Here is a 22,530-nt window from a genome sequence, read left to right as displayed (position 1 = left end):
TGAAACGGAAACGCTGTCGCGCGATCGTCAGACCAAGATGTGGATACACTCGGGCGCGGCAGGAAATTCAAGACGCACGCGGGCGCTTAAACAGTTCCGGGGCGCTCCCGCCGGCCGGAGACCTGTCGTCGCGGCGGCGCCCGCGCTCGAAGGAGGCACCATGGACCAGACCAACCGCCGCATGTTTCTCGGCGCGCTCGCGGCCGGAGGCAGCCTGGCCGCCGGTGGGGCACGGGCGGTGGAGGACGGCCATGCGTCGGGAGCCGACGTGGCCCCCGATTCCACCTTCCTGCGCACGATCCCGCGTAAAGCTGGCACCGCGCCCGCCTTCACGGCCTCCCTCGACGGCGGACCGATCAAGGCGACCTCGGGCGGCTGGGCGCGGGAGATCACCACGCACCAGCTTCCCATCGCCACCGGGATCGCGGGCGCCCATATCTTCCTCAATGCGGGCGGCGTGCGCGAGATGCATTGGCACGCCTCGGCCGAGTGGGGCTACATCATCGCCGGCCATTGCCAGGCGACGGTGATCGACGAGGCCGGCGAGATGGAGGTCGTCAACTTCGGACCCGGCGACACCTGGTACTTCCCGGGCGGCCACGCGCACGCGATCCAGACCCTCGGGACCGAGCCGTGCCACGCCATCCTGGCCTTCGACGACGGCCTGTTCGGCGAGCACGGGACCTTCGGGCTGACCGACTGGATGAGCCGGATCGACCCCACCCTCCTACGCGGCGCTCTCAATGTGCCGGAGGCGACGCTGGCGGCCCTGCCGGGCGGCGAGACCTACATCATCCAGGGGCCGGTCGTACCCCGCGACAGCGTGGCCGCGCGGGCCGAGCGCCTCCTGCCGCCGGCGCGCAGCCATCGCTTCGCGCTGGCCGATGCCGCCGCATGCGCCGAGGGCGCCGGCTCGGCGATGCGGGTGGCGCCCGCCAGCGCCTTCCCGGTCTCGTCGGGGATGACCGGCTTTCTGGTGCGCCTCGCGCCGGGCGCGGTGCACGCCCCTCACTGGCACACGCGCGCGAACGAGTGGCACTACGTGGTGCGGGGCCGGACGCGCGTCACGCTGTTCGCACAGGACAAGCACATGGGCGTGGCCGAGCTTGGGCCGGGCGACTGCGCCTACCTGCCCCGCGCCTGCGGACATTCGGTGGAGAACATCGGTGCAGAGACCGCCGAGATCGTCGGCGTGCACGACAGCGGCCTCTTCGATGAAACTCTGCTGGCGACCTGGCTGGCCCGGGTGCCGCGCCCGATGCTCGCCGCCAATCTCGGCGTCCGTGAACAGGCGGTTGCCGGGTTCCCGTCGGTGGCCCAGACCTTCAGCCGACCGGTGAAGGACCGCACCTGAGACCCGCATGAAGGGGTGGCGTCGACGCCTGACTGGGGTCGCGCCGGCGCAGACCGGATCAGCGCCGGCCGGGCTTGGCCATCCAGTCCGAGCGGGTGGCGCCGATCGAGGCGCCGGAGGGCATGCGGGCGAACTCGGCGGCGCGCTGGCTGATCCAGCCCGCATGCTCGCCCGTGGGGGTCACGGCGGTGAAGCCGCCGCAGGCGGTGCGGGCCTTGCGGTCCTGGCGCATGGCGCCGCTCGACCAGCTCACCACCCCGACGATCTGGTAGCCGCCGGGGACGGCGCGCAGGATCGGCCCGCCGGAATCGCCGAGGCAGGCGCCGGCCCCCGCCGTCTCGGCCATGCGGCGGCGGTCGGTGACCACGGTGACCCGGTTGGCAACCTGAAGCGAGCCGATCGAGACGAGATGGGCCTGGCGCAGGGTGCGGGCGGTGTTGCGGCGGTTCTCCGCGACGACGCCGAAGCCGGCGATGTCGACGGCGTCGCCGGTGTTGATGGCGCCGCCGCGCGGGTCGAGGGGCAGGAAGTCGTCGCTCAGGGGCTCGGCCAGCTTGATCAGGGCGAGGTCGATTCCCGGCTGGTCCTCCGGCGTGGTGCCGGGCACGAAATCCGGGTGCATGGAGGCCGCGATGGCGTTGATGCGGCGTGAGCGGAAGGCCCGGTCGACCGCCACCACGCTGTAGCCGGCCTGGTGCATCACACAATGGGCGGCGGTGAGCACGAGGTCGCGGGCGATCAGGGTGCCCGAGCAGATCTCGCCCTGGGTGCTCTCGATCCGCACCACCGAGGCGCGCAGCCCGTTGGGATCGCGCGAGACCTCACCGTTGATCACCGCCGAGGCCGGCGTCCCGAGGGCCGCCAGCACGAGCGCGGCCCCGGCCAGGGACGCCGCCGTGCGGCCCGTTCCGAAGGAGGCGGCTTGGATAAGAGCGGCTTGGATGAGGGCAGACGGGCGCGGCGCGGTCGGCAACATCGTGTCTCTCCCGCGTCCGGCGATGGTCTGGACGTGAACGGAACGGAGCGTACCGGAACGCAATGGCTCGGCCAAGCTCTGGTTCCGCCCGCCGCCCGATCACCGCAGGTCGAGGGTCACGCGGCGGCGCGGGCGCTCAGGGGGCGGACCAGCGCGCGGCACTCTGCCAGCCCCCCAGGGTGCGGTCGATCCAGGCCTGCTGCGGGGCCAGCAGGATGCCCTGCGAGATGCCGCCGCAGGCTTTGCCGGCGACCCAGGCCGAGACCGCCAGGACGGCCGGTCCGGCGGCGATCGGGCCGCCGCTGTCGCCGTGGCAGGCGCTCGCCCCGCCGGGGCCGGCGCCGAGCCAGACCAGAATGCGGCTCGGGCCGTGCGGCGCGACCACGCCGAGATCGACGCTGCGATAGGTGCCGGTGCTGCGGGCATCGCCCGGGGCCGCGACGCCGTAGCCCGAGAGCGTCAGGCGCTCGCCCGCGCCCGGCATCGTGGCGCTCAAGGTCGCCGGCACGAACCGGGCCGGCAGGGGGGCCGCGAGGCGCACCAGGGCGAGGTCGATGGAGCGGCGGCGGCCCGCCACCGCGCCGGCATCGTAGCCGGGGTGGAGGGCGCGGGCGGCGATCTCGGCCAGCACCGGCGCGCCGGCCGCGTCCTTGTAATGCACCCGGTGCTCGGCCCGGGCCGCAACGCAGTGAGCCGCGGTGAGCACCGCATCGGCCGCCACCACGATGCCGGTGCAGACGCCGCCGTTCGAGGACAGCACCATCACGGCCGAGGCCGCCGCCTCCGGGGCCGGGCGCCCGCCCACCACCGCGCCCGCCGGTCCGGCGGCAGCCAGCCAGGCCAGGGCGCCCGGCAATGCCAGGCGGACAAGCGGCCTCGATCCGCGCGCCATCGCGATCCTTCCTTCGCGCGCCATCGCGATCCTTCCTTCGCGCGCCATCGCGATCCTTCCTTCGAATGTCCCAGACGGAGACGACGATGACCCCGATACGCGTCGATGCCGCCATCGTCGAGCCGGTCACGCTCGCCGAGATGCGCGGCTACCTGCGCCTCGATCCCGACGACGGCGGAGCCGAGAACGCCCTGGTGGAGAGCCTGATCGCGAGCGCCCGGGCGCAGGTGGAGCTGGCCGCCGGCCGCATCCTGGTGCCCGGCCGCTATCGCCTGATGCTCACGGCCTGGCCGCGCGACGGCCGGCTGCCGCTATCCCTGAGCCCCGTGGTGGCCGTGGCGCGGGCGGGGCTGGTCGACGGCGCGGGCCTCGTCATCGATCTGGCGCCCGGTTTGGTGCGGGTCGGGGCGGACCCCATCGAGGCGCCGGGCCTCATCATCGATCCGGCCGTGCCGGCGCTCAATGAACGCGCTGCCCTGATCGAGGTCGATGCCGGGCACGGGGGCGCCGGGCCGCCGATCCCGCCGGGTCTGGTCCAGGCGATCCGGCTCCTCGTCGCGCACGCCTTCGAGCATCGCGGCGACGGCCCCGGCGACGGGTCGCCGCCGCCGGCGATCGCCGCCCTGATCGACCCGCTGCGCCGCCTGCGCCTGTAGCGCCGTTTCCCGGAGATCGTCCCATGGCTGACCCCTCGACCGGCGTGCCGATCGGCGCGCGGCGCCGCCGTTTCGTGCTCGAACGCCCGCTGGAGGAGCCCGACGGCTTCGGCGGCGTGGTGCGCCGCTACGTCGCCGGGCCGCTGCTGTGGGGCGCAATCGAACCGCTGCGGCCCGTCGCGCGGACGCGCTTCGGGCGGGCCGAGGCGGTCGCCACCCACCGGATCCGATTCCGGTTCGGACCCGAGATCACCCCGGCGATGCGGCTCGCGAGCGGGCCGCGCCGCTTCGCCATCCAGAGCGCGGGCGACCCGGACGGGCGCCGGCGCGAGGTGGTCTGCCAGGTCGAGGAACTCGTCGGCGAGGCCGGTGCCGCATGAGCCTGCCCCCTTCCCCCACCAGCCCGCTGCTCGCCCTGCGCGCCGCGATCCTGGCCTATCTCGCCACCGACGCCGCCCTGGCCCGCCTGATGGGCGGCTCCGTGCGCCTCGGCGACGAGCCGCCGCGCGGCAGCGCCCCCGTCTACGCCCTGTTCGGCGATGCCGAGATCCGCGACGATTCCGTCGACGGCGCCCGGCGCCACCGGCACGCCCTCGGGGTGACCGTGTTCGCCCGGCCCGGCTCGATCCGCAGCGCGGTCGATGCCGCCGAGCGCATCGCCGACCTGCTGTACGACGCGCCGCTGAGCCTCGCCGGCCACACCCTCGTGCGCCTCGACATGGAGGCCATCGCGGTGCGGCGCGACCCCGCCAGCGGCGAGGCCCGCGCCACCCTGACCCTGCGGGCGATCACCGAGCGCCGGCCCGCCTGATCCCCCCTCCCCCCTCGCCCCCCTCGAACATCCGGAGCTGAACCATGGCAGCGCAACGCGGCAAGGACCTGCTCATCCGCATCGCCAACGGCGGCGCCTTCCTGGCCGTGGCGGGCCTGCGCGCCCGCCAGATCGCCTTCAACGCCGAGGCCGTCGACGTGACCAACGCCGATTCCGCCGGGCGCTGGCGCGAACTCCTGGCCGGGGCGGGGGTGCGCCGCGCCGCCGTCTCGGGCGCGGGCGTCTTCCGCGACGAGGCCTCGGATGCCCGCCTGCGGCAGGTGTTCTTCGACGGCACGCTGGAGACCTACCAGATCGTGGTGCCGGGCTTCGGCACCCTGGAGGGGGCGTTCCAGATCGCCAGCCTCGAATATCGCGGCGACCATGCCGGCGAGGTGACCTTCGACATGGCCCTCGATTCGGCCGGCCCCCTCGCCTTCACGGCCGCCTGATGGCCAATCGCAGGCGCGGCGAGGTGGCGCTCGCCCTCGGAACGGAGCGCTACACCCTCTGCCTCACCCTGGGCGCGCTCGCCGAACTCGAGGATGCCCTGGGTGCCGCCGACCTCACCGACCTCGCGGCCCGCCTCGGCGAGGGCCGCCTCAAGAGCCGCGACCTCATCGCGCTGCTCGGCGCGGCCCTGCGGGGCGGCGGCCACGACCTCGACGCCTCCGCGGTGGCGGACCTGCCGCTGGCCGGCGACCTGGAGACGATGGGCACGGCCATCGGGGCGGTGCTGGCCGCCGCCTTCGGGGAGAGCCCCGCCCCCCCTTGAGTCCCACGGGCGGGACGGCGCCGGAGCCCCCCTCCGCCTTCCCGTGGGACGAGGCGCTGGCGCTCGGTCTCGGGCGTCTGCACTGGCGCCCGCGCGATTTCTGGCGTGCCACGCCGCGCGAATTGATGGCCGCCGCCGGCCTGTCCGGCCCCCGGGCCGCCCTCGACGGGACCGGCCTGCGCGACCTGATCGACCGCTATCCCGATCCCCCCTGAGCCGAGAGAATCCGCCATGACCGACACCGAACCCGGGAGCGGCACCGCCGCCCGTGCCGACACCGCCCGGGTCAAGCAACTGGAGACCCTCGACAAGCTCGCCCAGAAATTCGGCCAGAGCCTCTCGAAGGCGCTGACCGGCAATGTCGGGGCCGGGCGCCAGCTCGACAGCGTCCTGGGCAGCCTGACCACCAAGCTCTCGGACGTGGCGCTCAAGGCGGCCCTGAGCCCGGTGAAGGCCGGCATCACCCGGCTGGTCAACGGGCTGATGGGCGCGGGCGCCGGGGCGGCCGGGGGCGAGGCCGCCTTCGCCCGCGGCGGGGTGGTGGCGCAGGGCCGGGTGCGCCCGTTCGCGGCGGGCGGCGTGGTGGCGGCCCCGACCTACTTTCCGATGCGCGATGGCCTCGGCCTGATGGGCGAGGCCGGGCCGGAGGCGATCCTGCCGCTGAAGCGCGGCAGCGACGGCCGCCTCGGCGTCGCCGCCGGCGCCCAGGGCGCGAGCCCCATCACCGTCAACATCGCGACGCCCGACCTCGAGAGCTTCCGCCGCTCCGAGGCGCAGGTGGCCGCCGGCCTCGCCCGCGCGGTGGCGCGGGGCCGGCGCGGCCTGTGAGCGGGCGGGGCAGGTATCGCAGGAGCGCATCATGGCCATCGAACCGCCGAGCGACTTCCACGAGGTCCGCTTTCCCCTCGACGTCGCCCTGCGCGGCAGCGGGGGGCCGAGCCGCCTCACCGAGATCGTCACCCTGGCCTCGGGCCGCGAGCACCGCAACAGCCGCTGGGCCGATTCGCGCCGGCGCTACGATGCCGGCTTCGGCATCCGCACCCTCGATGCGCTGCACGCGGTGCTGAGCTTCTTCGAGGAGCGGCGCGGCCGGCTCTACGGCTTCCGCTACCGCGACCGGGTCGATGCGCGTTCGGGGCCGCCCTCCGGCCCGATCGCCGCCACCGACCAGGTTCTCGGGCTCGGCGACGGGACCACGCGGGTGTTCCAGCTCGCCAAGACCTACGGCACCGGCCCGATGCCCTATCGCCGGATCATCGCCAAGCCGGTGGCCGAGAGCGTGCGGGTGGCGGTGGACGGCGTCGCGGTGGCGCCCGCCCAGGTCGTCTGCGACGGCACCACCGGGCGTCTCACCTTCGCGGCCGACGCGGTGCCGGGCGCAGGCCTCCGGGTCACCGCGGGCTTCACCTTCGACGTGCCGGTCCGCTTCGACACCGACGATCTCACCATCGACCTGTCGGCCTTCAGCGCCGGCGAGATCCCGAAGGTGCCGCTCATCGAGATCGTGCCGTAGCCGGCGCAGCAAAGCGCAGCGGCCACGCGCCCGGACGCCGGATCACCGTGCGGGGGGCGAAGCGCCACAGGCGCTCGGCGCCGGGGAAGTCCGCACAGTCGGGGGCATCGAGGATCACCGTGGGGCGGCCGGTCATCTGCAGCAGGTCGCCGCTGGCGAAGTCGATGACCAGGAGCCCGGCGCGCGGGTTGGCCAGCATGTTGCCCAGCGTGTTGAAGAACCGGTTGCCGGAATAATCCGGCACCGTCAGCACGCCGTCCGATCCGACCCGGACGAAGCCGGCCGGGCCGCCGCGATGCGAGACGTCGACCTGCCGCGTCCCGTCCGTGCCCACCGCGTAGCTGGCGACGAACATCGTCTCCGCGCCTTCGATCAGCGCGCGGGCGCGCGCATCGAGGTGATCCGACACCTGGGCGGCAACCGGCGCCGCCGGGACCGGCTCCGGGGCGGTCCGAACCCGGATGTATTGCGGGCAATTGCCGAAGCTCTGCGCCACGCGGATCGCGAAGCCCTCCGGCCGGTGGCACGCCACGGTGCCGTTGAGGCGGTTGCGCCGCCGGGTGGCGAGGTCGATGCCGAGGAGCCCGATGGCGGCGCCGTCCGCCAGCCCGGCCTCGGCGGGATCGTCGGGCAGGGGCGCCGCCCGCACCCGCAGGTGCTCGGCATCGGGGGCGTCGAGGAAGCCCGGCGCCCCGGTCCGCACCGTCGCCCAGGCCTCGCCGGCCGGGTCGACCGTGCCCAGCACCACGAAGGGCAGATGCGCGTAGAAGGCGCGGTGCTGGTCGATCAGGTGGTCGCGGATCACCCGGGGACCGAGCTCGGCCATCCGCCCGGCGACCCCGACATGCGCCTGGATCGCGACCTCGCCCGGATGCCAGGGCCCGGCGGGGCGGATCTCCGAGCGCGCGTTGGGGAGGGACATGGGGAATCTCCCGAGATTGAGCTTGATCATGATCCGATGAAAGGTCTCGGCGGGATTGGGCACTCCGCCTCCTGACCGGCGCGGTGACGGCGGACGGCACCACAGGGTCTTTCCGGGGCGCCACAGATGAGCCCGGCCCCGGAGGGGCGCGCCGGCGGCGTGCGATCCAGAGCCGCCGACGGCATAACATCTTGCACCGTAAGACAGTCGCCGGGCTCCGCTGCGCGGCCCCGGGATGACGGGGTGCTGTGCGCGTGTTTCCCAGAGGACGAGTCGGATCCGCGCCAGCTTGCGACCGTTCGGAGCCAGCCACCTGCCGGGACGGTCAGGCGGCGCGCAGGCCGGCCGGACTTTGCGGGAACGGCACGAAGCCCGGCAGGGCCTCGATACGGGCGAGCCAGGCGCGGACCTGCACATAGGAGGCGAGGTCGACGTTCCCCTCGGGTGCGGCGGCGACGTAGCTGTAGAGCGCCACGTCCGCGACGGTGGGGCGGTCGCCGGCGAGCCAGGGCCGGTCTGCGAGTTCGGCCTCGACGCGGCCGAGGATGGCGTGGGCACGGGCGATGACCTCCGCGGCGTCGAAGGTGGCGCCGAACAGGGTGACCAGGCGAGCCGCCGCCGGCCCGAAGGCGATGGGGCCGGCCGCCACCGAGAGCCAGCGCTGCACCCGCGCCGCGCCGGCCGCATCCTCCGGCAGCCAGTCGGTACGGCCGAGGCGCTTGGCGAGGTAGACCAGGATGGCGTTGGAATCCGGGACGACCGTGTCGCCGTCGACGAGCACCGGCACCTGCCCGAAGGGATTGAGCGTCAGGAAGTCCGGCGCCCTGTGCTCGCCCCGGGCGAGGTCGACCTCGACGATGTCGCAGGGCTGGCCGACGAGGGACAGGAACAGCCGGGCCCGGTGGGCGTGACCGGACAGGGCAAAGTGGAACAGCTTCATGAGAGATCTCCTGTCGGGCCGGAGCGTCGGCGACATCCGCATTCAAGACCCTCCACCGGACCAGGAGAATGCTCTTTCTTCGGAAGCCACCGTTCCGCTGAATGGAATAGTCTGGACATCGGGAGGCGCAGGCATGGATCGGTGGCAGGCGATGCGGGTCTTCGTCCGGGTTGCGGAGGGCGGGGGCTTCGCCGCGGCCGCGCGCCAGCTCGCCATGAGCCCGCCCGCCGTGACCCGGGCGGTGGCGGCCCTCGAGGACCGGATCGGCACGCGGCTGCTGACGCGGACCACCCGCTCGGTGAAGCTCACCGAGGCGGGCGGGCGCTACCTGGAGGATTGCCGGCGCATCCTGGCGGAGATCGAGGAGGCGGAGGCCGCCGCGGCAGGGTCCTACGCCACGCCGTCCGGCACGCTCACCGTCACCGCGCCGGTGCAGTTCGGCCGCCTCTACGTGCTGCCCGTGATCACCGACTACCTCGCGCGCCATGCCGCCGTCTCCGCCCGCGCCCTGTTCCTCGACCGGGTGATCAACCTGATCGACGAGGGGGCCGATGTCGGCGTCCGCATCGGTCCGCTCGCCGATTCCGGGCTCACGGCGGTCCGGGTCGGCGCCGTCCGCCGGGTGCTCTGCGCCGCGCCGGGCTATCTCGAGCGGCACGGCCAGCCAGCGACCCTGCGGGACCTTCGCCACCACGCCGTCATCGGCTCGGCGAGCCAGGGGCTCGGGGCGGACGGACGCTTCGGCCCCGAGCCGGGGACGGCCGTCGCCCTGCGGTCCCGGCTGAGCTGCAACACCATCGATTCCGTCCTGGCGGCCGCGCTGGCAGGCCAGGGCATCGCGCAATTGCTGTCCTATCAGGTCGCGCCGGCCCTGGCCGAGGGGCGTCTGCGCCTCGTGCTCGAGGATCCGGCCGCCGCCGCGATGCCGGTCCATGTGGTGAGCCCGGAGGGGCGCCGGGCCCCCGCGAAGGTGCGTGCCTTCATCGACCTCGCCGTGGCGCGCCTCCGGGCTGATCCGCGGGTGAACCCGACCCATTCCTGAGGAGGTTGGACCATGCGCGATCTGCCCCCCGACCTCGCCGCGCATCTCGCCGGCGGGGCCACCACCCTGTGCCATGCCTGGGCGCTGAGCCGGCGCGACGGTGCCCGCCTCGGCTTCACCGACCACGACCGCGACCTCACCTTCGGCGGCCTGACCTACGCCGCCCGGTCCGGGCTGGAGGCCGCCGAGGCCAGCGCCGAACTCGGCTTCGCCATCGGGGGCGGCGAGGTGGCGGGCGCCCTCTCGGCCCTCGGCCTCACCGACGCCGACATCGCGGGCGGGCTCTACGACGGGGCCTCGGTGGAGACCTGGCTGGTGGATTGGAGCCGACCGGAGACGCGGCTCCTCCTCGATATCGGCACCATCGGCGAGGTGCGCCGGGCCGGCACCGCCTTCGTGGCAGAACTGCGCGGGCTGATGGACCAGCTCGACGCCGAGCGGGGCCGGACCTATCGCGCCACCTGCGGCGCCGATCTCGGCGATGCCCGATGCCGCGTGAATCTCGCCGACGCGCGCGTTTCCACCACCGGGACGGTGCGTGCCGTGCCGGAACCGGGCACGCTCGGCGTGACCCTCGCGGGCGTGTTCGCACCCGGCTGGTTCACCGGGGGACGGCTGACCTGGACCAGCGGTACCCAGGTCGGCCAGGAGGGCGACATCCGCGAACAGGCCGACGTTCAGGACCGCACCGGCGACGCGAGGGCGATCCGGCTCGACCTGTGGCAGGCGCCGGCCCGCCCGGTGGCGCCCGGCGACCGCTTCCGCCTCCATGCGGGCTGCGACAAGCGCCTCGCCACCTGCCGCGAGAAATTCGCCAACGTGCCGAATTTCCAGGGCTTCCCGCACCTGCCGGGCAACGACTTCGTGCTGCGCCCCGTCCCGGGCTCCGGCCCGGGCCTCGACGGCGGCAGCCTGTTCCGGTGAGGCACACCATGACGCCTGAAACGGGGATGACGCCCGGGACGATCGTCCTCCTGGCGCGCGGCTGGATCGGCACGCCCTATCGCCATCAGGCCTCGCTGAAGGGCGTCGGCTGCGACTGCCTCGGGCTGCTGCGCGGGGTCTGGCGCGAGGCGTTCGGATCGGAGCCGGAGGCCGCCCCGGCCTACGGCGCATCCTGGGCGGAATCGGCCCCGCCCGGCACCGATCCGCTGGCGGAGGCGGCCGGGCGCCACCTCGCGCCGGTTGCCCGCGCCGAGCCGCGGGCCGGCGACGTGCTGCTGTTCCGGTTTCGCGCCCACCTGCCGGCCCGGCACTGCGCCCTCGCGTCGGGCGCCGGCACGATGATCCACGCCCATGACGGCGCCGTCGTCACGGAGGTGGCCCTGACGGGCTGGTGGCGGCGCCACCTCGCCCACGTCTTCCGCTTCCCGATTTCGGGAGACGGAGGCTAGCCGCACCGCCCCCGCTCTCGCCCCCTCTTCCGGAGTCCGCCATGGCCACGCTGATCCTGCAAACCGCCGGGGCGGCGGCGGGTACGGTGCTGGGTGGCCCGATCGGCGGGATCATCGGCGGCGCCCTCGGGACGATGGCGGGGTCGGGCCTCGACGCGGCCCTGCTGGGGGGCCTCGCAGGGGGACGCACCGTCGAGGGGCCGCGCCTGTCGGACGTGGCGGGCCTGAGCTCGACCGAGGGCGAGCCGATCCCGCGCGTCTACGGCCGGGCCCGGATCGGCGGCACCCTGATCTGGGCGACGCGGCCCCTGGAGGTGGCGAGCACGGGCGCCGTCACGGCCGCCGGCGGCAAGGCGATCGGGGGCGGCAAGGTCAAGCGCACCGCCTATGCCTACTTCGTCGATCTCGCCATCGGCCTGTGCGAGGGCCCGGTGGCGGGCGTCCGGCGGGTCTGGGCGGACGGGCGCGAGATCGACCTGACCACCGTCGCCCTGCGGTTGCATCGCGGCGCGGCGGACCAGGAGCCCGACCCGCTCATCGTCGCCAAGGAGGGGCCTGAGAACGCGCCGGCCTATCGGGGCCTCGCCTACGTGGTGTTCGAGCGGCTGGCGCTCGCCGAATTCGGCAACCGGATTCCGCAATTCGCCTTCGAGGTGCTGCGCCCGGTGGCGGGCCTCGCCGGGATGATCCGGGCGGTCTGCCTCATCCCCGGCTCCACCGAGTTCGGCCTCGATCCGCTCCGCGTCACCGAGGAGGCCGGCTACGGCACCACGCGCCCCGCCAACCGGTTCCAAATGCAGGCGGGTGCCGACGTCGTCGCCTCCCTGGACGCGCTCCAGGCCCTGTGCCCGCGCCTCACCCGGGTCTCCCTGGTCGCGAGCTGGTTCGGGGACGACCTGCGCGCCGGCCGCTGCACCATCCGGCCCCGGGTCGACAACGCCGCCAAGGTCACCAGCGGCGACACCTGGGCGGTGGCGGGCCTGCGCCGCGACGCGGTCGCGCCCGTCTCGACGGCCCCGGGCGGCGGCCCGGCCTATGGCGGCACGCCCTCGGATGCGGGCCTGACCCGGCTGGTGGCGGAGCTGAATCGGCGCGGCCTCGGCGTGGTGCTCTACCCCTTCGTGATGATGGATGTCGCCGCCGACAACGCGCTGCCGGACCCGCACGACGGGCAGGCGGGGCGCCAGCCGGCCTATCCCTGGCGCGGGCGCATCACCTGCGACCCGGCTCCCGGACGGCCGGGAAGCCCCGACGGCACGGAGGTGGCCGGCGCCCAGGTGGCCGCGTTCTTCACCCAGTACCGCACCCTGGCGCTGCATTACGCCGCGCTGGCGGCCGGCTGGGCGGCGCAGGGCCTACCGCTCGCCGGCTTCATCGTGGGCAGCGAGTTCGTCGGCCTCACCCGGGTGCGGGCGGAAGCCGGGCGCTACCCCGCCGTGGAGGGATTTCGCGATCTCGCCGCCACCCTGCGCCAGCGCCTCGGCCCCGACGTCGCCCTCGTCTATGCCGCCGACTGGACCGAGTACGGCGCCGATGTGCGCGACGGGGGCGCCACTCTCCGGTTTCCCCTCGACGCCCTGTTCGCCGATCCCGCCATCGACGCGGTGGGCATCGACTACTACCCGCCCGTCACCGACTGGCGCGACGGCGCCGCCCATGCCGACCTGGCGCTGGCCGACGCCATCTACGACCCCGCCTACCTGAAGGACCGGGTCGGCGCCGGCGAGGCCTTCGACTGGTACTATGCCGACGCGGCCGACCGGGCGGCGCAGCGGCGCACGCCGATCACCGACGGGCGCTACGCCAAGCCCTGGACCTTCCGGGCCAAGGATCTGGTGGGCTGGTGGACGAACCGCCACGTGGAGCGGGACGGCGGGGTCGAGACCCGCGCGACCGCCTGGGTGCCGCGCTCGAAGCCGATCTGGCTCACCGAAATCGGCGTGCCGGCGGTGGACAAGGGCACCAACGGGCCGAACGTCTTTCCCGACCCGAAATCCGCCGAGAACGCCAGCCCGCCCGCCTCGCGCGGCACCCGCGACGACCTGATCCAGGCCCGCGGTCTCGCCGCGATCCTGGAGCGGTTCGACCCGGCCCTGCCGGGCTTCGAACCCGCCCACAACCCGGTCTCGTCCCTGTATGGCGGCCCGATGGTGCCGGCGGAGGCGATCTTCGTCTGGTGCTGGGACGCGCGACCCTACCCGGCCTTCCCGGACTTCGACAGCGTCTGGGCGGATGCGGGCAACTGGTCGGTGGGCCACTGGATCACCGGCCGGATCGAGGGGCTGGAACTCGACCAGCTCGTCGCCGCCATCCTGTCCGACCTCGGCATCACGGTGCCGGCGGCGATCACCGCGAACGCCTTCCTCGACGGCTACGTCATCGACCGGCCGATGTCGGCACGGGCCGCCCTCGAGCCCCTGGCGCAGCTCTACGGCCTCGACGTCTCGGCCCAGGCCGGCGCCCTGACGATCCGGGGGCCGCGCCGGGAGGTGCCGCTGGCGATCGCGGCCGACGACCTCGTGGTGCTGCGCGAAGCCGAAGCCCCCCTCGCCCGGGTCCGGGCGGAGGAAGCGGAGCTGCCGCGCTCGCTGGAGATCGGCTTCACCGACGGCGACACCGCCGAGTACCGCCGGGCGAGCGCCGCCGCGATCCGCCCCAGCGGTGCCCGCCGGCGCGAGACCCGGATGGAAGCCGCCGTGGTGACCCGGCGGGCCTGCGCCGAGGCCCTGGCGGAGGCCGCCCTCGATGCCCGCCTCGCGGCCCGGGACACCGCCCGCTTCACCTTGAGCCCGCGCCGGATCGACCTCGCGCCGGGCGACCTCCTCGCCTTGCCGGGCGAGCCCGGACCGCACCGGATCCTGCGCATCGCCGACAGCCCGCGCGGGCGCCAGATCGAGACCCGCGGCGTGCCCCTCCACGGCCGGACGCCCCGGACGGACGACCGCGCCGGGATGCGCCCCCGCCGCGCCGTGCCGGCCCTGGCCGGGCCGCCCTTCGCCGTCGCCCTCGACCTGCCGGCCGATCGCGGCAGCCCCACCGCCCTTCAGGTGTTGGCGGTGGCGGCGGACCCGTGGCCCGGGCCGGTGGCGATCTGGCGCGCCGAGGGTGAGGACGCGGCGCTCGTCCCCCACGGCTTCGTCGATCTTCCCGCCTGCCTGGGGGAGACCCTGACCGCCCTGCCCCCCGGCCCGCTCTGGCGCTTCGATCGCGGCGCCCGGCTCGATGTCCGCCTGCGCCACGCCGGCGATCTCGCCGCCATCGGCGAGGCGGCGGCGCTGGCCGGCGGCAACCTGTTCGCGGTCCGCAGCACGAGAGACGGGGCGATCGAGCTGATCGCGGCCGCCGGGGTGACGCTGATCGGGCCCGGGACTTACCGGCTGACGGGGCTCCTGCGCGGTCTGGCCGGCAGCGAGGCGCAGGCCGCCCGGGCCAGCCCCGCCGGCAGCCTGATCGTGCGCCTCGACGGGGCGGTGGTGCCGCTGGTGGAACGCCTCGACGAGGCCGGACGGCCCTTCCGCTACCGCATCGGCCCGGCGACGGGCGAGCCCGCCGATCCGGCCCATGTCGCCCTGCGGGCCACGGCCGGCCTCACCGCCCTGCGCCCCTCGAGCCCCGTCCACCTGCGGGCGCAGCGGGAGCCCGAAGGCGTGCGTCTCGCCTGGATTCGCCGGACCCGGCGCGACGGGGATTCGTGGGACGCCGCCGAGATCCCGCTGGAGGAGCCCGAGGCCTACCGGGTCACGGTGTTCTCGCCCGAGGGCCGGCCCCTGCGGGTTCTGACGGCGGCCGCGCCGGGCCTCCTCTACCCGGCGACGGACGAGGCGGCGGATTTCGGCGGCCCCCAGGGGCGCCTCGACGTCGCGGTGGCGCAGGTCGGTCTGGCGGCGGGGGTCGGCCCCGAGACCCGCGCGCAGGTGGCGGTCGCGTCCGCCTGATCCGCCGCGACGCCGCCGGAGATTCTCGACCCTCAAGCCGGAGCCGACCGATGCCCGAGACGACCCCCAGCCTGGCGCTGCCGCTGATCGCGGCGGGTCAGGCGCAGAAGCACGTCACGCACAACGAAGCGCTGATGGGCCTCGACGCGCTGGTCCAGCTCGCCTGCCGCGACAAGGACCTCGGCGCGCCGCCGCCCACCCCCGCCGAGGGCGATCGCTACCTGGTGCTGAGCCCGAGCCCGACCGGGGCCTGGGCCAGTCTGTCCGGACAGATCGCCCGCTTCCAGGATGGGCGCTGGAGCGGCCTCGCGCCCAAGCCCGGCTGGCTCGCCTGGATGCTCGACGAGGACGAACTCTACGCCTTCACGGCAACCGGATGGATCGGACTCCGCTCCGCTCCGAAGCTGCTCCAGAACCTGACGCGCCTCGGCATCGGCACCACGGCCGACGCCGCCAATCCGTTCGCCGCCAAGCTGAACACCGCCCTCTGGACCGCCCTGACGACGGCGGAGGGCGGCACCGGGGACCTGCGCTACACCCTGAACAAGCAGGCCGCCGGCAACATCCTGTCCCTGCTGTTCCAGAGCGCCTTCACGGGGCGTGCCGAGATCGGACTGTCCGGCAACGACGATTTCGCGATCAAGGTCGCGCCCGACACGGGCGGGTTTCGCGAGGCGCTGCGGATCGACCGGGCATCGGGCCGGGTCGATCTCAAAGGGCCGATGCCAAGCCCGCTCCTCGGCGCGCCCGCCCTGCGCCTGACCCAGGACCTCGCCACGGACGGCAGCCTGCTGGGGGGCGGCCTGACCGTGCAGGCCACCAGCGGCGGCACTCCCTGGCCCCTGGCGGGCCTTGCCGGCACGATGGGCACGGCCGGCGCGTCGAGCGGGTATCCGGGCGGCCTCGCGATCTTCGTGAAGCCGGCGGACGGCGCGCGCCCCGGCACCCTGCGCGAGGTGGCGCGCTTCGGCCCGGACGGCAATCTCGGCCTCGGCACCAGCGCCACCCTGACGACGAAGCTCGGGGTGGCGGGCATCATCGCCCACACGGCCGACAACACCTGGAGCCTCGGCACCCCGGCCCTGCGCGCCGCGGTGCTGTATGCCGGCACGGGCGCGATCAACACCTCGGATGCCCGCGAGAAGACGCCCGTCGTTCCCCTGGCCGAGGCCGAGATCGCGGCGGCGCACGCGCTCGCCCGGGAGATCGGCACCTTCCGGTTCCTTGAAGCGCTGGCGCGCAAGGGCGCCGGGGCACGCCGACATGTCGGCCTGACCGTGCAGCGGGCGACGGCGATCCTCGAAGCCCATGGCCTCGACCCATTCGCCTACGGCTTCCTGTGTCGCGACGCGTGGCCGGCCGTGCCGCCCCGGCCGACGATCCCCGCCTCCCCCGCCGAGGTCGATGCGGCGGGCGCCGAGATCGTCGCGGCCGTTCCGGCGGAGGACGCGGTGCCGGGCCGCGCCGCCGGGGAGCGCTACGGCTTCCGCACAGACGAGCTGCTGCTGTTCCTGGCCCGGGGCCTCGAAGCGCGGCTCACCGCCCTGGAAGCCGCCCCGAAGGGTGCCTGACCGAGAGGGGCCTGACCGAAAGGGGGCTCGCCATCCCTCCCGCGCCCCTCAGCGCAGGTAGCCCGCCGCCCGCAGGTCGGCCTCGACGGCGGCGCACAGATCGGCGAGCGGATTGTCGTTCTCAGCCGGGGGAAGGTCGAGGGGCCGCATGGACGGGAAGGTCCGGTTGAGCGCCGGCGCGGCCCCGCCGCCGGACCGGTCCTGCCCCCCTGATTTCTGCCTCAAAGCAGCCGAGATGAGCTTTCGCAACACATCCCCCTCCTGATCCCGCGTCGGAATCAGTTGTCGCGTAGAGATTCCGGCAAATCAACCGGAACTTCTGCGCTCATCACTTCAGTGCTCTCTCACTTTCATCATCCGGAGACGCGGCATGACCCTCAGTGCCATCGGCGAAGCCGTGCTCATCGCCCGCGAAGGCCGGCGCTTAAGCGCCTATCGCGACAGCGTCGGCGTCTGGACCATCGGGATCGGGCACACTTCGGCGGCGGGTCCGCCCCTGGTGACGCCGGGCCTTCGCCTGACCGAAGCGGCTTGCGACGCGCTCTTCCGCCGCGACGTCGCCCGCTACATCCAGGCCGTCGCCACGGCGGTCGGCGACGATCTGCCGGACCACGCCTTCGACGCCCTGGTCTCGCTCTGCTTCAACATCGGGCCGACGGCCTTCGCACGCTCCACCGTGGTCCGACGCCTGAAGGTCGGCGACCGCGACGGCGCGGGTAAGGCGTTCCTGCTCTGGAACCGTCCGGCGGAGCTGATCCCGCGACGCGGCGCCGAGGTCGACCAGTTCCGCACGCCCTATGCCGAGGCCCTGCCCCGGGCGCGACGGGGCGATGCGGCGGCGATTCCCATGCCCAACGCCGCCACCCCGCCGCTGCCGACCGCGCGCCGGACCGTGCCGCGCCTGCCGTTGTCGCCCCGAGCGCCTGCCCAGGCGCCAACGAAACCTCAGGCGCCAGTCCAGCCCGAGGCTCGCGTGACGCCCGAGACTTCTGTGGCGCCCAAGACTTCTGTGGCGTCCAAGACTTCTGTGGCGCTCAGGGTTCCGGTGAAACCGGGCGCCCTGGCGACGCTGTGGTCGGCGGTGCGTCGCCGCCTGCGCGGCGAGGCCTGACGTCCGGCCCTCGCGGCCATCCACCTTGCTCCGCCCATCCACCGCGTCCTGCCCCGCCCCCGCGTCCCGCCCTGCCCCCGATGGAGTTTCCGATGATCCGTTCTCGCATCCGCCGCGCCGGCTTCCTCGCCGCCACCGGCCTCTTTCTCGTCGCGACCACGCGTCCGGGTACGGCGGCGGAGATGGCCTCCGTCGCGCTGCCCTGGGGCGACGCCGTCGCGTCCGCGATCCAGGGCCTCGGGAGCGTGCTGGTGCCGCTCGCCGTGACCGCGGCGATGGCGGCCGTGGCCCGGCTGACCGGCCCGCTGCGCCTCCTGATTACCGCCAGCCTGGTGGAACGCCTCGTCCGCAACGTCGCCGATTACGCGGTCAACGCGGTGGCGGGCGCGACCCGCGGGCAGACACTGACGGTTCCGGTCGGATCGCTGGTGATCGCGCGCGCGGTGCAGCGCGGCCTCGACGCCGCGCCGGGCTGGCTCATCCGGGCGGCCGGCGGCGGCGCGGGCCTCGGCGAGAAGGTGTTCCGCAGCCTGCCGCTGACCGAGGAGGCGACGGTCGCCAACACCCTGGTGCCGGCCCTGCGCGCAGCCGAGGTGGAAAGCCGGCGTCGGACGCCCTGACCCTGCGGAACCCGGACGCGGCAAGCCGAATGACGCGCGAGGCCGGGCGGGCGAGAGGCCGCGCGCGCGAGGCCGGGCGCGGAAGCCTGACGACGGCAGGACCGGGCAGGTGCAGAACCGGGCAGACGGAGGACCGGGCAGACGGAGGACCGGATTTGGAAAAGATCGCCTTCGAAGCCGCCCGGCTCCTGGTCTCGCAGGAGGGCGCCGGCTGGATCGTCGCCGTCCTCCTCGGGCTCGCCTGCATCCACCTCCACCGTCAATCCTTGCGCGTGCAGGAGGCGCGCCTCGGCGACATCGGTGCGACCGCGACCGCCCTGGAACGGGCCTCGCAGACCAACGCCGCCGTGGCGGCGGCCCTCGAAAGCCGAACCCGCGTGCTCGAAGACCTGTCGCGGCTGGCGACCGAGACCGCACGCGACATCGAGCGCAACGACGCCCGCGCCCGGGAGAAGCTGGACGACATCCTGCGCCGTCTCGCCGAGACCCGGCCCCGATCTTGAGGACGTCCCATGGACCGCATCGCCCATCTCCTGCACGGACGCCGGAACCGCCGCCGGGCGGCAACCCTGCGCCTGTGCGCTGCCCGAATCCGCTTCGACCGCTCGGCGGCGGCCGTGCGCCGCGCCGCGCGCGACCATATCGACGGTCACGCCGTGGCCGGAACGCGCCTGCGCATGGCCCTCGCCCGCCTTTCGGCCCTGGCGGGGACGGCCTGAGCACCGGGTCGGACCGCACGGGAACCGATTGGCCGAGGTTATGCTTGGGGTTGTGCCGAGCAGGGTCGGGGGTTGAGCCGGACCAGGCTTGCCGGGTCGCCCTCGGCCCGACCCCGGCGCGCGCTGGCATTCAGGGCGCATTCAGTGCCTCCCCCCTAGACTGTTCCCACATGCGCATCCTCCTCGCCCTGTTGCTGATCGGACTGACCGTCGCGGGCTTCGCGACAGGTTCGATCGACACGTTCGCGGAGGAGACCACGACCGGCACCAGCTCGGTCGCGGCCCCCTTGGTCGCGATCCCCCGCAGCGAGACCTGCCTCAGTCCGGCGGATCTGCGCGAAGCGGTGGCCGACAAGCGGGTGATCGCCCCGGTGGCGGCCATCCGCGCCGCCCGACAGGTGATTCCCCGGGCGGAGATCCAGCGCGCGCGCCTGTGCCGGCAGGACGAGACCCTCGTCTACCTGCTCACGGCCCTGCGCCGGGACGGACAGTTCGTTCACGTCATCGTGGATGCGACCACGGGGCAGGTCAGCGGTCCGTGACGCCGTTTCGCCGGCGGCCGGAGACGGCTAACGTGCGCTGCGCGCCGACCCGCGGGTTCGGGCCATCATCGTAGGAGTTCGATACCGTGCGGTTGCTCGTCGTGGAGGATGACCGGGACATCAACCGGCAGGTGGTCAACGCCCTGGAGGAGGCCGGCTACGTCGCCGACAAGGCCTTCGACGGCGAGGAAGGCGGCTATCTCGGTGAGAGCGAGCCCTACGACGCCATCATTCTCGACATGGGCCTGCCCAAGACCGACGGCGTCAGCGTGCTGCAGAAGTGGCGCCGGGCCGGGATCAAGACCCCCGTCATCATCCTGACCGCCCGCGACCGCTGGTCCGACAAGGTCGACGGCTTCGATGCGGGGGCCGACGACTACGTGACCAAGCCGTTCCACATGGAGGAGCTGATGGCCCGCGTGCGCGCCCTGCTGCGGCGCGCGGCCGGCCATGCCACCAGCCAGATCGCCTGCGGGCCGGTGGTGCTCGACACCCGCTCGGGCCGGGTCTTCGTGGACGGCAACCCGGTCAAGCTGACGAGCCACGAGTACCGCCTGCTCTCCTACCTGATGCACCATACCGGCCGGGTGGTCTCGCGCGCCGAGCTGACCGAGCATCTCTACGACCAGGATTTCGACCGCGATTCCAACACCATCGAGGTCTTCGTCGGCCGCCTGCGCAAGAAGCTCGCGGTCGACCTGATCCAGACCGTCCGGGGCCTCGGCTACCTCGTCGACCCGAACCAGCCGGTGGCGCGGGGGTGATGTCAGGGGCGCGGGCTCATCGCGAGGCACCTGCCCTTGATCCGCGTCTGCATGGGCGCAAGCACGAGGGCGACGATGCAGCTTCCGTCCGCGGGCTTTCGTGCGATCACCAGGACGGCGGGTCGATCCGTCTGCGCCGCCGTTTGACCGTCGCGGTCCTCGTTCGACCAGAGGAAGGCGTAGCGGATCACGGTTCCGACGATCGGCGGCTCACCCGGGATCATCGTCCGCGGCCCGCGCTAATCCGGGTCCGTCAGTCCCCCTGAAACCTTGGCGCTCAAGATCGCGTCGGCGATGTCGTCCGGGGGTCATCGACCGTGGATGAGCTTGAACAGGTTCATGCCGCGCTCGCACGCAAACAATTATCGCGAACTACCCGTAGATTACGGAAAACCTGCAACAGGCGAGGTGAGACATGCGGCTCGGCGCAGGCTATGATTTGACCGTCGGCGATCTGAAATCGGTTCAGGTCGCCAGCGGTCACGCCACCATCATCGACCGCGACGATTTCCCTTCCAATCTGTGGCTCAGACCTGCAGCCGTGGCGTAGACTTGGTCCACATGATCCCCTCCCCGTCCTGGCTGCCCATGCGTCGCCGCTCGATCGCGGTACGCCTCGCCACCTCGGCGCTGCTGGCGAGTTCGGCGATCCTGCTGATCGCCGCCTGGATCCTGACCACCCTGTACCGCGAGAACACCGAGCGGGCCTTCGACAGCCGCCTGCTGGTCTATGCCAACAACCTCGCCACCGATCTCGTCTCGCCCAACGACCCGGAGAGCCGGTCCTTCACCTTGAGCGATCCGCGCTTCGACCTGCCCCTGTCGGGCTGGTACTGGCAGATCGGGCGCCCCGACGCGAAGCCGCGCGACCTGCGCACCTCACGCTCCCTGGTGGGCGTGCCCCTGAAGGCCGCCGCCACCTCCGACAGCAAGGCGGGCATCGGCCAGATCCGCCAGGGCTACGGGCGGGCCCAGGACGAGCGCCGCCTGCGCATCATCGAGCGCGACGTCGATATCGGGGAGGACGGCCGCTACACCGTGCGGGTGGCCGGCCCCGCCGACGAGATCGAGAACGACGTCGACCGCTTCCGCTTCTCGCTGATGGTCACCTTCGGGCTGCTCGGCCTGTCACTGGCGCTCACCACCCTGCTGCAGATCCGCTTCGGCCTCGCGCCGCTGGCCAAGCTGCGCACGGCGCTGGGTGCCATCCGGCGGGGTGAATCGGACCGCATCACCGGCGAGTACCCGCGCGATATCGCCCCCCTGGCGGGCGAGGTGAACCTGCTGATCGAGACCAACCGGGAGATCCTGGAGCGGGCGCGGACGCAGGTCGGCAACCTCGCACACGCCCTCAAGACCCCGCTCTCGATCATCGTCAACGAGGTCGGCGCCGCCGATGCGCCCGGTGACCTCGCGGCCAAAATCCGCGAACAGGCGGCGGTGATGCGCGACCAGGTCAACTACCATCTCGACCGCGCCCGGGCGGCGGCCCTGGCCGGCACCCTCGGCACCTCGACGGAGGTGGAGCCGGCGCTGGCCGGTCTGGTCCGCACCTTCGGCAAGATCTACCGCGACAAGGATATCGCCTACGAAGTCCATGTGCCTCCCGGCCTGCGCTTCCGGGGCGAACGCCAGGATTTCGAGGAGATGATCGGCAATCTCGTCGACAACGCCTCGAAATGGGCGCATGGCCGCGTCGCGATCCGGGCCGAGGCGGTCGGCAAGGACGATTATCCCCACCTTCTGGTGGCGATCGAGGACGATGGCCCCGGCCTCGCCCCGGACGATCGGGCCGCAGTCCTCGGGCGCGGCCGGCGCCTCGACGAGTCGAAGCCCGGCTCGGGCCTCGGCCTCTCGATCGTAGCCGATCTCGCGGCCCTCTACCGCGGCCGTTTCCGCCTGGAGGAGGCCGCGCTCGGCGGATTGCGGGCGGTGATCGAGGTGCCGGGGGACGCGCCGGCGGGCATCGTCCCACACTGACCCGCCGGACTGG

Annotated in this window: 27 protein-coding genes; 22 read left to right on the top strand and 5 right to left on the bottom strand. The window is 73.6% G+C overall.

Annotated features, from left to right (window positions below; genetic code table 11):
• The first annotated feature begins 160 nt into the window (after positions 1-160).
• The gene (locus tag ASF60_RS00340; RefSeq protein ID WP_056178586.1) at positions 161-1,354 is read left to right on the top strand and encodes a cupin domain-containing protein; all 1,194 of its coding nucleotides are present in this window, start codon (positions 161-163) and stop codon (positions 1,352-1,354) included.
• Between the two features lie 58 nt (positions 1,355-1,412).
• On the opposite strand, the gene ASF60_RS00335 is transcribed toward ASF60_RS00340, so the two are convergent.
• Both ASF60_RS00335 and ASF60_RS00330 read right to left on the bottom strand, forming a co-directional pair.
• Entirely contained in the window at positions 1,413-2,330 is a 918-nt protein-coding gene (locus ASF60_RS00335) for a S1 family peptidase (RefSeq protein WP_082507658.1), read from the bottom strand.
• A gap of 136 nt (positions 2,331-2,466) precedes the next feature.
• Positions 2,467-3,222 (bottom strand): trypsin-like serine protease, encoded by a 756-nt coding sequence (locus ASF60_RS00330; RefSeq protein ID WP_056179898.1) that lies wholly within the window; start codon positions 3,220-3,222, stop codon positions 2,467-2,469.
• Between the two features lie 86 nt (positions 3,223-3,308).
• On the opposite strand from ASF60_RS00330, the gene ASF60_RS00325 reads away from it, so the two are divergent.
• The 8 genes from ASF60_RS00325 to ASF60_RS00290 are packed head-to-tail and all read left to right on the top strand — an operon-like array spanning position 3,309 to position 6,977.
• Entirely contained in the window at positions 3,309-3,878 is a 570-nt protein-coding gene (locus tag ASF60_RS00325; protein WP_056179895.1) for a head-tail connector protein, read from the top strand.
• 23 nt (positions 3,879-3,901) lie between these two features.
• A complete protein-coding gene (locus ASF60_RS00320) occupies positions 3,902-4,258 on the top strand; it encodes a head-tail adaptor protein (RefSeq protein ID WP_056178583.1) in 357 nt (118 codons plus the stop codon).
• A complete protein-coding gene (locus ASF60_RS00315; RefSeq protein WP_056178580.1) occupies positions 4,255-4,689 on the top strand; it encodes a DUF3168 domain-containing protein in 435 nt (144 codons plus the stop codon). Before ASF60_RS00320 ends, ASF60_RS00315 begins: the two co-directional genes overlap by 4 nt.
• Before the next feature lie 44 nt (positions 4,690-4,733).
• Positions 4,734-5,141 carry a phage major tail protein, TP901-1 family gene (locus ASF60_RS00310; RefSeq protein WP_056178576.1) on the top strand — a complete coding sequence of 136 codons (408 nt, stop codon included), beginning with the start codon at positions 4,734-4,736 and terminating at the stop codon, positions 5,139-5,141.
• Entirely contained in the window at positions 5,141-5,464 is a 324-nt protein-coding gene (locus tag ASF60_RS00305) for a gene transfer agent family protein (protein ID WP_056178573.1), read from the top strand. Before ASF60_RS00310 ends, ASF60_RS00305 begins: the two co-directional genes overlap by 1 nt.
• Positions 5,461-5,679, top strand: coding sequence for a phage tail assembly chaperone (locus ASF60_RS00300; protein ID WP_056178570.1), 219 nt, complete (start codon positions 5,461-5,463; stop codon positions 5,677-5,679). The genes ASF60_RS00305 and ASF60_RS00300 overlap by 4 nt, the downstream gene beginning before the upstream one ends.
• 16 nt (positions 5,680-5,695) lie before the next feature.
• A complete protein-coding gene (locus ASF60_RS00295; protein WP_056178567.1) occupies positions 5,696-6,292 on the top strand; it encodes a phage tail tape measure protein in 597 nt (198 codons plus the stop codon).
• Between the two features lie 31 nt (positions 6,293-6,323).
• Positions 6,324-6,977 carry a DUF2460 domain-containing protein gene (locus ASF60_RS00290; RefSeq protein WP_056178563.1) on the top strand — a complete coding sequence of 218 codons (654 nt, stop codon included), beginning with the start codon at positions 6,324-6,326 and terminating at the stop codon, positions 6,975-6,977.
• Here the strand turns inward: ASF60_RS00290 and ASF60_RS00285 are convergent.
• Both ASF60_RS00285 and ASF60_RS00280 read right to left on the bottom strand, forming a co-directional pair.
• Positions 6,958-7,899, bottom strand: a complete 942-nt coding sequence (locus tag ASF60_RS00285; protein ID WP_056179892.1) for a pyridoxamine 5'-phosphate oxidase family protein — start codon at positions 7,897-7,899, stop codon at positions 6,958-6,960. The genes ASF60_RS00290 and ASF60_RS00285 overlap by 20 nt on opposite strands.
• Positions 7,900-8,224: 325 nt before the next feature.
• A complete protein-coding gene (locus ASF60_RS00280; RefSeq protein WP_056178560.1) occupies positions 8,225-8,839 on the bottom strand; it encodes a glutathione S-transferase family protein in 615 nt (204 codons plus the stop codon).
• A 133-nt stretch (positions 8,840-8,972) separates the two neighbouring features.
• Between ASF60_RS00280 and ASF60_RS00275 the strand changes: the two genes are divergently transcribed.
• The 11 genes from ASF60_RS00275 (at position 8,973) to ASF60_RS00225 (ending at position 20,537) form a co-directional block, all read left to right on the top strand.
• Positions 8,973-9,881, top strand: a complete 909-nt coding sequence (locus tag ASF60_RS00275) for a LysR family transcriptional regulator (RefSeq protein WP_056178557.1) — start codon at positions 8,973-8,975, stop codon at positions 9,879-9,881.
• 12 nt (positions 9,882-9,893) lie between these two features.
• On the top strand, positions 9,894-10,805 hold the full coding sequence (locus tag ASF60_RS00270) for a DUF2163 domain-containing protein (RefSeq protein ID WP_056178554.1): 912 nt from the start codon (positions 9,894-9,896) through the stop codon (positions 10,803-10,805).
• An 8-nt stretch (positions 10,806-10,813) separates the two neighbouring features.
• Complete coding sequence (locus tag ASF60_RS00265) at positions 10,814-11,275, top strand: NlpC/P60 family protein (RefSeq protein ID WP_056178551.1); 462 nt, start codon at positions 10,814-10,816, stop codon at positions 11,273-11,275.
• Between the two features lie 41 nt (positions 11,276-11,316).
• Positions 11,317-15,210 carry a baseplate multidomain protein megatron gene (locus tag ASF60_RS00260; protein ID WP_056178549.1) on the top strand — a complete coding sequence of 1,298 codons (3,894 nt, stop codon included), beginning with the start codon at positions 11,317-11,319 and terminating at the stop codon, positions 15,208-15,210.
• Positions 15,211-15,260: 50 nt separating this feature from the next.
• The gene (locus ASF60_RS25380) at positions 15,261-16,781 is read left to right on the top strand and encodes a DUF2793 domain-containing protein (RefSeq protein ID WP_056178546.1); all 1,521 of its coding nucleotides are present in this window, start codon (positions 15,261-15,263) and stop codon (positions 16,779-16,781) included.
• A 370-nt stretch (positions 16,782-17,151) separates the two neighbouring features.
• On the top strand, positions 17,152-17,892 hold the full coding sequence (locus tag ASF60_RS23300) for a lysozyme (RefSeq protein WP_082507657.1): 741 nt from the start codon (positions 17,152-17,154) through the stop codon (positions 17,890-17,892).
• Between the two features lie 92 nt (positions 17,893-17,984).
• Positions 17,985-18,512, top strand: a complete 528-nt coding sequence (locus ASF60_RS24160; RefSeq protein ID WP_056178542.1) for a hypothetical protein — start codon at positions 17,985-17,987, stop codon at positions 18,510-18,512.
• A gap of 155 nt (positions 18,513-18,667) precedes the next feature.
• Positions 18,668-19,015, top strand: a complete 348-nt coding sequence (locus ASF60_RS00240) for a hypothetical protein (RefSeq protein ID WP_056178539.1) — start codon at positions 18,668-18,670, stop codon at positions 19,013-19,015.
• A 9-nt stretch (positions 19,016-19,024) separates the two neighbouring features.
• Positions 19,025-19,231, top strand: a complete 207-nt coding sequence (locus tag ASF60_RS00235) for a hypothetical protein (RefSeq protein ID WP_056178535.1) — start codon at positions 19,025-19,027, stop codon at positions 19,229-19,231.
• 170 nt (positions 19,232-19,401) lie between these two features.
• Complete coding sequence (locus ASF60_RS00230; protein WP_056178533.1) at positions 19,402-19,773, top strand: PepSY domain-containing protein; 372 nt, start codon at positions 19,402-19,404, stop codon at positions 19,771-19,773.
• A gap of 86 nt (positions 19,774-19,859) precedes the next feature.
• Positions 19,860-20,537 (top strand): response regulator transcription factor, encoded by a 678-nt coding sequence (locus ASF60_RS00225; protein ID WP_056178530.1) that lies wholly within the window; start codon positions 19,860-19,862, stop codon positions 20,535-20,537.
• Positions 20,538-20,539: 2 nt separating this feature from the next.
• Here the strand turns inward: ASF60_RS00225 and ASF60_RS00220 are convergent, their stop codons facing one another.
• Positions 20,540-20,761 carry a hypothetical protein gene (locus ASF60_RS00220; protein WP_056178527.1) on the bottom strand — a complete coding sequence of 74 codons (222 nt, stop codon included), beginning with the start codon at positions 20,759-20,761 and terminating at the stop codon, positions 20,540-20,542.
• 191 nt (positions 20,762-20,952) lie between these two features.
• On the opposite strand from ASF60_RS00220, the gene ASF60_RS25925 reads away from it, so the two are divergent.
• Both ASF60_RS25925 and ASF60_RS00215 read left to right on the top strand, forming a co-directional pair.
• Positions 20,953-21,087, top strand: a complete 135-nt coding sequence (locus ASF60_RS25925) for a hypothetical protein (protein ID WP_274533531.1) — start codon at positions 20,953-20,955, stop codon at positions 21,085-21,087.
• Between the two features lie 11 nt (positions 21,088-21,098).
• A complete protein-coding gene (locus ASF60_RS00215; protein WP_056179889.1) occupies positions 21,099-22,517 on the top strand; it encodes a sensor histidine kinase in 1,419 nt (472 codons plus the stop codon).
• Positions 22,518-22,530: the final 13 nt, after the last annotated feature.

Source organism: Methylobacterium sp. Leaf113 (assembly GCF_001423325.1).
Taxonomy (GTDB): Bacteria; Pseudomonadota; Alphaproteobacteria; order Rhizobiales; family Beijerinckiaceae; genus Methylobacterium.
This window is presented reverse-complemented; position numbering and strand designations above follow the sequence as displayed.

What these genes read in the sequence shown, in the direction of transcription:
- ASF60_RS00340 (WP_056178586.1), top strand. Translation starts at nt 161, where the DNA reads ATGGACCAGACCAACCGCCGCATGTTTCTCGGCGCGCTCGCGGCCGGA.
- ASF60_RS00335 (WP_082507658.1), bottom strand. Translation starts at nt 2,330, where the DNA reads ATGTTGCCGACCGCGCCGCGCCCGTCTGCCCTCATCCAAGCCGCTCTT.
- ASF60_RS00330 (WP_056179898.1), bottom strand. Translation starts at nt 3,222, where the DNA reads ATGGCGCGCGGATCGAGGCCGCTTGTCCGCCTGGCATTGCCGGGCGCC.
- ASF60_RS00325 (WP_056179895.1), top strand. Translation starts at nt 3,309, where the DNA reads ATGACCCCGATACGCGTCGATGCCGCCATCGTCGAGCCGGTCACGCTC.
- ASF60_RS00320 (WP_056178583.1), top strand. Translation starts at nt 3,902, where the DNA reads ATGGCTGACCCCTCGACCGGCGTGCCGATCGGCGCGCGGCGCCGCCGT.
- ASF60_RS00315 (WP_056178580.1), top strand. Translation starts at nt 4,255, where the DNA reads ATGAGCCTGCCCCCTTCCCCCACCAGCCCGCTGCTCGCCCTGCGCGCC.
- ASF60_RS00310 (WP_056178576.1), top strand. Translation starts at nt 4,734, where the DNA reads ATGGCAGCGCAACGCGGCAAGGACCTGCTCATCCGCATCGCCAACGGC.
- ASF60_RS00305 (WP_056178573.1), top strand. Translation starts at nt 5,141, where the DNA reads ATGGCCAATCGCAGGCGCGGCGAGGTGGCGCTCGCCCTCGGAACGGAG.
- ASF60_RS00295 (WP_056178567.1), top strand. Translation starts at nt 5,696, where the DNA reads ATGACCGACACCGAACCCGGGAGCGGCACCGCCGCCCGTGCCGACACC.
- ASF60_RS00290 (WP_056178563.1), top strand. Translation starts at nt 6,324, where the DNA reads ATGGCCATCGAACCGCCGAGCGACTTCCACGAGGTCCGCTTTCCCCTC.
- ASF60_RS00285 (WP_056179892.1), bottom strand. Translation starts at nt 7,899, where the DNA reads ATGTCCCTCCCCAACGCGCGCTCGGAGATCCGCCCCGCCGGGCCCTGG.
- ASF60_RS00280 (WP_056178560.1), bottom strand. Translation starts at nt 8,839, where the DNA reads ATGAAGCTGTTCCACTTTGCCCTGTCCGGTCACGCCCACCGGGCCCGG.
- ASF60_RS00275 (WP_056178557.1), top strand. Translation starts at nt 8,973, where the DNA reads ATGGATCGGTGGCAGGCGATGCGGGTCTTCGTCCGGGTTGCGGAGGGC.
- ASF60_RS00270 (WP_056178554.1), top strand. Translation starts at nt 9,894, where the DNA reads ATGCGCGATCTGCCCCCCGACCTCGCCGCGCATCTCGCCGGCGGGGCC.
- ASF60_RS00265 (WP_056178551.1), top strand. Translation starts at nt 10,814, where the DNA reads ATGACGCCTGAAACGGGGATGACGCCCGGGACGATCGTCCTCCTGGCG.
- ASF60_RS00260 (WP_056178549.1), top strand. Translation starts at nt 11,317, where the DNA reads ATGGCCACGCTGATCCTGCAAACCGCCGGGGCGGCGGCGGGTACGGTG.
- ASF60_RS25380 (WP_056178546.1), top strand. Translation starts at nt 15,261, where the DNA reads ATGCCCGAGACGACCCCCAGCCTGGCGCTGCCGCTGATCGCGGCGGGT.
- ASF60_RS23300 (WP_082507657.1), top strand. Translation starts at nt 17,152, where the DNA reads ATGACCCTCAGTGCCATCGGCGAAGCCGTGCTCATCGCCCGCGAAGGC.
- ASF60_RS24160 (WP_056178542.1), top strand. Translation starts at nt 17,985, where the DNA reads ATGATCCGTTCTCGCATCCGCCGCGCCGGCTTCCTCGCCGCCACCGGC.
- ASF60_RS00235 (WP_056178535.1), top strand. Translation starts at nt 19,025, where the DNA reads ATGGACCGCATCGCCCATCTCCTGCACGGACGCCGGAACCGCCGCCGG.
- ASF60_RS00230 (WP_056178533.1), top strand. Translation starts at nt 19,402, where the DNA reads ATGCGCATCCTCCTCGCCCTGTTGCTGATCGGACTGACCGTCGCGGGC.
- ASF60_RS00220 (WP_056178527.1), bottom strand. Translation starts at nt 20,761, where the DNA reads ATGATCCCGGGTGAGCCGCCGATCGTCGGAACCGTGATCCGCTACGCC.
- ASF60_RS25925 (WP_274533531.1), top strand. Translation starts at nt 20,953, where the DNA reads ATGCGGCTCGGCGCAGGCTATGATTTGACCGTCGGCGATCTGAAATCG.
- ASF60_RS00215 (WP_056179889.1), top strand. Translation starts at nt 21,099, where the DNA reads ATGATCCCCTCCCCGTCCTGGCTGCCCATGCGTCGCCGCTCGATCGCG.